We start from the raw sequence: 6,610 nt of genomic DNA, 5'->3' as shown, positions 1-6,610 counted from the left end.
CGTCACCACGGTGGCCGCGGCGGCCACACCGACGGGTACGGCCGTCGCCGCGGCCACCGTGGTGACGAGTCCCGCCGCCCCGGCAAGCAGGCTCCGGCGGCCCGGGGGTCTGGCCCCGCGGTGGTCCTTGGTCATCGTCGCTCCTCCACGGCAGGGGTGACATCCACGGCCAGGGACGACCGCGGACAACCGCAGTACACCTGCCATGGCGCGGCGTGGCATCGGACCACAGTCCCTCCGCCGGCGGACGACGGTACGACCACCGTCCCCACCCGGGTCCCATCCGCCGCGGAACCGGACGGGTGACGAGCAGCGCGGGCGGGCGAGCGGGGAAACAGTTCCTCGACGGCTGGCCGCCGGTTCCGCCAGTTCCGTCGGCACCGCGGGCGCCTCCGGCTGACAATGCGTCTGCCTGAACCCGCGACCGTCGGAGACTCTCGGCGGAACTGCCGATGGCAGCGCTATGTCGGCTGGATCCGTTCGAGCTTGGTCCAGCCGCGCCAGCCGCGCTCCTCGAGCCGTTCCAGGAGCCGACGGGCGGTCGGCACCGAGTCGAGGAAGACCGAGTCGAGGAGCTGCGCGAGTTCGTCGGGCATCACCTCGTCGTGGTTCTCCCATCCTTCGGCATCGGCCTCGATGAGGGCGACGAGCCGGTCGCCTACGGCCGCCACCCGCGGGTCGTCCGCCTCCCAGCCGATCATCGCGGCGAGATCGCGGTAGAGTTCGACCGTTGCCGGGTCGTCGAGTTGCTGCTGCTTCACCTTCATGTAGAGCGGCATGTGCTCGGGGAGTTGGGCGGCCACCAGGATCCAGGCGTCCCGCTCGCCCCCGATCATCAGGTCCGGCAATCCGAGCTCACGCAGCCGGTCGAGGTACGCCACCGCCTCCGGCGGCAGGGCCAGGCTGTCTCCGGCTGCCAGTTGCGCGATCCGCTCGCGGTGCCGCTGCCGCTCCCTGATCTCCGCGCGCAGGCGCCGGTCGATGTCGGCGACGGCAGCGTTGAACTCCTCCTCGCCCGCGGCCAACAGCTCGCGGACGCGCGCGAGCGGCACGCCGGCGCCGGCGAGCGTACGGATCCTGATGAGCTCGACGACGGCGTGGGCGTCGTAGCGCCGGTAGCCGGAGTGGTCGCGCTCCGGTTCCGGCAGGAGACCCTTGGCGTGGTAATGCCGCACCGCGCGCACGGTGACGCCGGCGTACGACGCCAGCTGGCTGATCGTGAGCACCGCGCCAGTCTCTTATCTCGCGGGCACGCGGAGGAAAAGCCGGCGCGACCAGAGGTAGCCGAGCAGCGCGATCAGGGCGCACCAGCCGATCGCGAGCCACGGGTCGGAGTCCGTCGCCGCGCCCGTGACGAGTGCGCGCAGGGTGTCGATCATCGGGGTGAACGGCTGGTGCTCCGCGAACTGGCGCAGCCCGGCCGGCATCGCGTCGGTCGGTACGAAGGCGCTGCTGATGAACGGCAGGATCACCAGGAACAGCGGGGTGTTGCTGGCCGTCTCGACGCTGTCCGCCGCCAGGCCCATGCCGACGGTCAGCCAGGTGAGTGAGAACGCGATGAGGATCAGCAGCCCGATCGCGCCGAGCCAGCCGAGCGGACCGGCGTCGGAGCGGAACCCGAGCAGGAACGCGAACGCCGTCACGATCACCACGGCGAATCCGGTCCTGATGACAGCCCCCAGCACGTGGCCGGTGAGCACCGACACCCGGGCGATGTCCATGGTGCGGAACCGGGCGATGATCCCGGTGGTCATGTCGGTCGCGGTCGAGATCGCGGTGCCGAGCGCGACGCTGGCGACGGTCATGATCAGGATGCCTGGCGTGATGAACACGAGGTAGTCGCCGCGGTCTCCACCGCCCTCCTGGCCTGGCAGGCCGGCGCCCAGGGTCCCGCCGAACACGTACACGAACACCAGCAGGAACACGATCGGCTGTGCTACCAGCATGATCGACAATGAGGGATAGCGGCGGATGTGCAGCAGGTTGCGCCGCAGCATCGTCGCCGAGTCACGGACGGTGTAGGTGGTGCTCATGCGGGGATCTCCTCGGCCGCGGGCGCCTCGGTCGCGTGGCCGGTGAGCGCGAGGAACACGTCGTCGAGGTCGGGGGACTCGACCGTCAGGCCGGCGACGCCGTCGTCGTCGAGGCCGTCGAGCACGCGGCGCAGCCCGGCGATGCTGCCGTCGCCCGGCACCCGAAGGGTGAGCGCCTCGGCGTCGGTGGTGGCCTCCGGATGCGCCGCCGCGGCCGCGGCCAGCCCCGCGGCGTCGGTGAACTGCACCGACACATGCCCGCCGGGCACCCGCCGCTTCAGCTCCGCCGCCGTGCCCTCGGCGACCAGGCGGCCGCCGTCGAGGACCCCGATCCGGTCGGCCAGATGGTCGGCCTCGTCGAGGTACTGCGTCGTCAGCAGCACCGTCACGCCGTCGGCGACCTGCTCGCGCACGATCGCCCACAGGTCGCGACGGCTGCGCGGGTCGAGACCGGCCGTCGGCTCGTCGAGGAAGATCAGTCGGGGCTGGGCGATGAGCGTCATCGCCAGATCCAGCCGCCGCTTCATGCCGCCCGAGTAGGTCTGCGCCCGCCGGTCGGCCGCGTCGACGAGATCGAAGCGCTCCAGCATCACGGTCACGGCGGCGGTCGCGGTCACCCGGTCCAGGTGCGCCAGGTCGGCCATCAGTCGCAGGTTCTCGCGGCCGGTGAGCAGCTCGTCGATCGCGGAGAACTGCCCGGTGACACCGATCGCCGCGCGCACCCCGGCAGGCTCGCGTCGTACGTCGAAGCCGGCGACGCGGATCTCGCCGTCACCGGGGGTCAGCAGGGCGGAGAGGATGTTGACGATGGTCGTCTTGCCGGCGCCGTTGGGTCCGAGGAGCGCGTAGACGGTGCCCTCCGGGACGGTCAGGTCGACTCCGTCCAGCACGGTGTGGTCTCCGTAGGACTTGGTGAGTCCGGAAACCTCGATCGCGGGGTTGGTGGCGGTCACGCCGCCATGCTGGAGCCCTGACGCAGGGTCAAGGTCAAGCCAGTGCCCGCAGGAGACCTTTCTGGGCGCTCCTTCCGCCCACCAGATGACAGTTGTCGGCCGCCTGCGCGACGCTTGCTGCCGACGTCCGAATCTCGGGAAACCGTGTTGTGGCTTCGCTTGCGACAGCCGACGTCACGAACACGTTCACGACGTGTACGCCCAGCTCGTCGAACACGCCTGGCGTCGTCAGCCAGTCTCATTCGCACGCGACGCCGTCGTGGTCACGGTCGAGCTTGCTGCTGTAGCCCGGCTGGCCCTGGTACAGCGGGGCAGCGCCAGCCGCGCGCGCCTCGGCGCAGGACCCGAAGGAGACGGCCGCCGGCGCGGGTGCCGCTGGCGGCGGAGCCTGCGCGGGCTGCGGTGCGGGCTGCCTGTGGTGCGGGCTGCGCAGCCGCCGGAGGCGGAGGCGGGGCCTGCTGCTGCACCGTCTGCGTCGGCGCGGGAGCGGGAGGCGGCGCCGGCCGGCGCACTCAAGCTGGTCGTCGGAGTGTGTCACCGGGACCCGGTCGGCACCTGCGAAGCCAGGCAGGGAGTGGATCTCTGAGAGAGCATCTCCACTGGTGCTGAAGTGCTCTTACCCACACTCGTATGGCGGAGGATGAGAGATTCGAACTCTCGAGGGGTTGCCCCCAACACGCTTTCCAAGCGTGCGCCCTAGGCCACTAGGCGAATCCTCCGTGGGGGAGCCTATCCGACGGCGGGCCCGAGTGGGGTCACCGGGGGCGCGAACGGGGTCACAGGCGGGCACCGGACCCTCCCGTCCCCGATCGCCGGCGGACCGCTAGACTGCCCAGCAGACCCCTCGTGCGGCGCTACCCTCGTGAACTCCCCCAGGGCCGGAAGGCAGCAAGGGTAAGCGGGCTCTGGCGGGTGTGCGGGGGGTCCTCCTCGTTCGGACGATCATCTCGAGCATCCGGAGCAGGCGAGTGAGCACAGCGCTGTACAACAGGTACCGCCCCGCGACGTTCGCCCAGGTTGTCGGCCAGGAGCACGTCACGGAGGCACTGGGGCACGCGCTGCGCTCCGGGCGGCTGCACCACGCCTACCTGTTCAGCGGCCCGCGCGGCTGCGGGAAGACCTCGTCCGCCCGGATCCTGGCGGCCTCCCTGAACTGCGAGAAGGGGCCGACCCCGGAGCCGTGCGGGGTGTGCGATCAGTGCGTCTCCATCCGCACCGGCTCCTCGATGGACGTCACCGAGATCGACGCCGCTTCGCACGGGCTCGTCGACGATGCCCGTGACCTGCGGGAACGCGCCTTCTTCGCGCCGGCGTCCGCCCGGTTCAAGGTGTTCGTGGTCGACGAGGCGCACATGGTCACGGCGGCGGCGTTCAACGCGCTGCTGAAGGTCGTCGAGGAGCCGCCGTCCTACCTGAAGTTCGTCTTCGCCACCACCGAGCCGGACAAGGTCATCGCGACGATCCGGTCCCGGACGCACCACTACGCCTTCCGTCTGGTGCCTCCTGGTGTGCTCCGCAAGCACCTGGAGTCGATCTGCGTGCAGGAAGGCGTGGTCGTCGAGCCGTCGGTGCTCCCGCTGGTGGTGCGGGCGGGCGCGGGCTCCGTCCGGGATTCGCTCTCCGTTCTCGACCAGCTTCTGGCCGGCGCCGGCGACGGCGGGCTCAGCTACGAGCGCGCGGTGGCGCTGTTGGGCATGACGGACGGCATCCTGCTCGACGAGACTGTGGACGCCCTCGCCGAACGCGACGGCGCCGCGCTGTTCACCGTGGTCGACAGTGTGGTCTCCTCCGGTCACGATCCACGCCGGTTCGCGACCGACCTGCTCGATCGGCTCCGTGATCTCATCGTGGTCGCCGCGGTACCGGACGCGGTGGAACGCGGCCTGCTCGAGGCGTTCTCCACCGACCAGGTGGACCGGATGCGCGCCCAGGCCGGCCGGATCGGGCCGGTCGAGCTCTCCCGGACGGCCGACGTCCTGCACGCGGGTCTGGTCGAGATGCGCGGGACGGCGAGCCCACGGCTGTTGCTGGAGCTGATCCTCGCCCGCGCCCTCCTCCCGGGCGCCGCCGGGGATCCGGCCGCGCTCGCCGTCCGGCTCGAGCGGCTGGAGCGCCGAGCGGTGGTCGGCGGCGGAGCCGGTGCCGGCACGGCCCCGGCCGGCGGCGCCGAGGTCGGTGGTGCGACGCCCGCCGACGCGAGGTTCGGTGGCGCCCGGCCCGCTGACGGGGGGCCCGGCGGCACGGGGTTCGGTGGCGCCGCTGACGGCGCTCACGGGCAGGCCGCGGGCCGCGAGGTTCCTCGCGGCGCGAATGGTTCCGGGGCCGGTGTCACCGCCGCCCCGACGGCCGGGGATACCGGCCCGCGGATGCCCGCGCCGGCCGTGGCCGCGGCACACGCCCCGGCGCCGGCGGCGCACACCCAGGCGGCCCGGCCGGCTTCGGCCGCACGGCCCACGATGCCGGCTGCCGCGGCCACCGGCGGGGGCAGGCTCGACGCGGCGGCCCTGAACGCCCGCTGGGACGAGGTGCTCGCGCTCGCCGTCCAGCGCAGCCGGCGCACCCACGCGATCCTCAAGGACTACGCCTCGGTCGCCGAGGTCCGCGGGGACGAGGTCGTCCTCGCCTTCTCCGCACCGGCCATGGCGAAGATGTTCGGCCAGGGGAACAACGTCGAGATCCTCGCAACCCTGCTGGCTGAGAAGTTCGGTGGGACATGGCGGGTCACGATCGGCGGTGGCCCCGGGTCCTCGGGAGACCGTCCCCAGGCACCGCGCGGGGGGCCCGGCAGCGGCCGGCCCGACAACGGCGGCGGCAGCGGCGGGCCGGGCGGCTATGGCGGTCCCAGTGGCCCGGGCGGGTCGGGTGGTCAGAGCGGTCCGGGTGGCGGCCAGCGGGGGCCGGCCGAGCAGGCCGGTGGCGGCTGGTCCGCGGAGGCGGTGGCCCCGCAGCGGCCCAGCGGTTATCCGGTGAACGCGGGCGCTCCCGGCGGCTGGTCCGCGGCGGGAGCCGTCGAGAGCCACGGCTCGGCTGCCCCAGGGGCCGCCCTCCCGGCTTCCTCCATTCCCTCAGGTGTCCCCGCTCCCTCCGGTGTTTCCGCCGCGCCGGCGTCCATGGCGTACGCCGGGTCCTCCGGCCCAGCGGCGCAGGACGGCCTCCCCCGCCCGCCGGCCGGCCTCCACTCGGCGACGGCCACAGCCAGCCTGGGAAACGCGAGCGTGAGCAGCGCGGCCGCAGGGTCCGGTGTGGGCTCCACCACCGTCGCCGCCCCCCGCCCGGGCACCGCGGAGGCCGGGCTCGCCGCGGCGCGGGCGGCGGTGAGCGCAAGAACCGGCCTCAACGGCTCCACTCGGACGTCGACCGGTCCCGGTGGGGGACCGAGAGCGGCGGGTGCGGCAGGCGCGGCGCGGGCGGGGGGTGCCCCCGTGGCGGCGGCGTCGATGTCCGCCACGGACACCGCGCCGGACGAGGTCTCGCTCGACGACGAGGACGCGCCGACCCAGCTCGACGGGGCCCGGGGCGGCGAGGACGCGGCCGTGGCCCTGCTCCGCACGAGTCTGGGCGCGACGGTGATCGAGCAGTCCGGCTGACGGACGAACGCCGGTGGGTGACCGAGCGGGCCGGGTG

The 6,610-nt window shown here is 73.1% G+C and carries 6 protein-coding genes, 1 tRNA gene and 1 other RNA gene; 2 read left to right on the top strand and 6 right to left on the bottom strand.

Features of this window, described 5'->3' with window-relative positions; all coding sequences use genetic code 11:
• Positions 1-461: 461 nt before the first annotated feature.
• The 6 genes from FMEAI12_RS32330 to FMEAI12_RS32310 all read right to left on the bottom strand — a co-directional run bounded on the left by FMEAI12_RS32330 (position 462) and on the right by FMEAI12_RS32310 (position 3,705).
• Entirely contained in the window at positions 462-1,226 is a 765-nt protein-coding gene (locus FMEAI12_RS32330; protein ID WP_112108980.1) for a MerR family transcriptional regulator, read from the bottom strand.
• Positions 1,227-1,238: 12 nt separating this feature from the next.
• Complete coding sequence (locus FMEAI12_RS32325; protein WP_112108979.1) at positions 1,239-2,033, bottom strand: ABC transporter permease; 795 nt, start codon at positions 2,031-2,033, stop codon at positions 1,239-1,241.
• The gene (locus FMEAI12_RS32320; RefSeq protein ID WP_112108978.1) at positions 2,030-2,986 is read right to left on the bottom strand and encodes an ABC transporter ATP-binding protein; all 957 of its coding nucleotides are present in this window, start codon (positions 2,984-2,986) and stop codon (positions 2,030-2,032) included. Before FMEAI12_RS32320 ends, FMEAI12_RS32325 begins: the two co-directional genes overlap by 4 nt.
• Positions 2,987-3,020: 34 nt before the next feature.
• Positions 3,021-3,203: a hypothetical protein gene (locus FMEAI12_RS36375; protein ID WP_131624679.1), complete on the bottom strand. Its 183-nt coding sequence runs from the start codon at positions 3,201-3,203 to the stop codon at positions 3,021-3,023.
• 21 nt (positions 3,204-3,224) lie between these two features.
• Positions 3,225-3,524, bottom strand: coding sequence for an excalibur calcium-binding domain-containing protein (locus FMEAI12_RS40335; protein WP_200835485.1), 300 nt, complete (start codon positions 3,522-3,524; stop codon positions 3,225-3,227).
• A gap of 93 nt (positions 3,525-3,617) precedes the next feature.
• Positions 3,618-3,705: transfer RNA gene (locus FMEAI12_RS32310), tRNA-Ser, on the bottom strand.
• Positions 3,706-3,821: 116 nt separating this feature from the next.
• On the opposite strand from FMEAI12_RS32310, the gene ffs reads away from it, so the two are divergent.
• Positions 3,822-3,918: signal recognition particle sRNA small type (gene ffs, locus FMEAI12_RS32305), an RNA gene on the top strand.
• A gap of 36 nt (positions 3,919-3,954) precedes the next feature.
• A complete protein-coding gene (locus FMEAI12_RS32300) occupies positions 3,955-6,573 on the top strand; it encodes a DNA polymerase III subunit gamma and tau (RefSeq protein ID WP_112108977.1) in 2,619 nt (872 codons plus the stop codon).
• Positions 6,574-6,610: the final 37 nt, after the last annotated feature.

Origin of the sequence: Parafrankia sp. Ea1.12 (assembly GCF_900465275.1) — a bacterium.
Lineage (GTDB): Bacteria > Actinomycetota > Actinomycetes > Frankiales > Frankiaceae > Parafrankia > Parafrankia soli.
This window is presented reverse-complemented; position numbering and strand designations above follow the sequence as displayed.

What these genes read in the sequence shown, in the direction of transcription:
- FMEAI12_RS32325 (WP_112108979.1), bottom strand. Translation starts at nt 2,033, where the DNA reads ATGAGCACCACCTACACCGTCCGTGACTCGGCGACGATGCTGCGGCGC.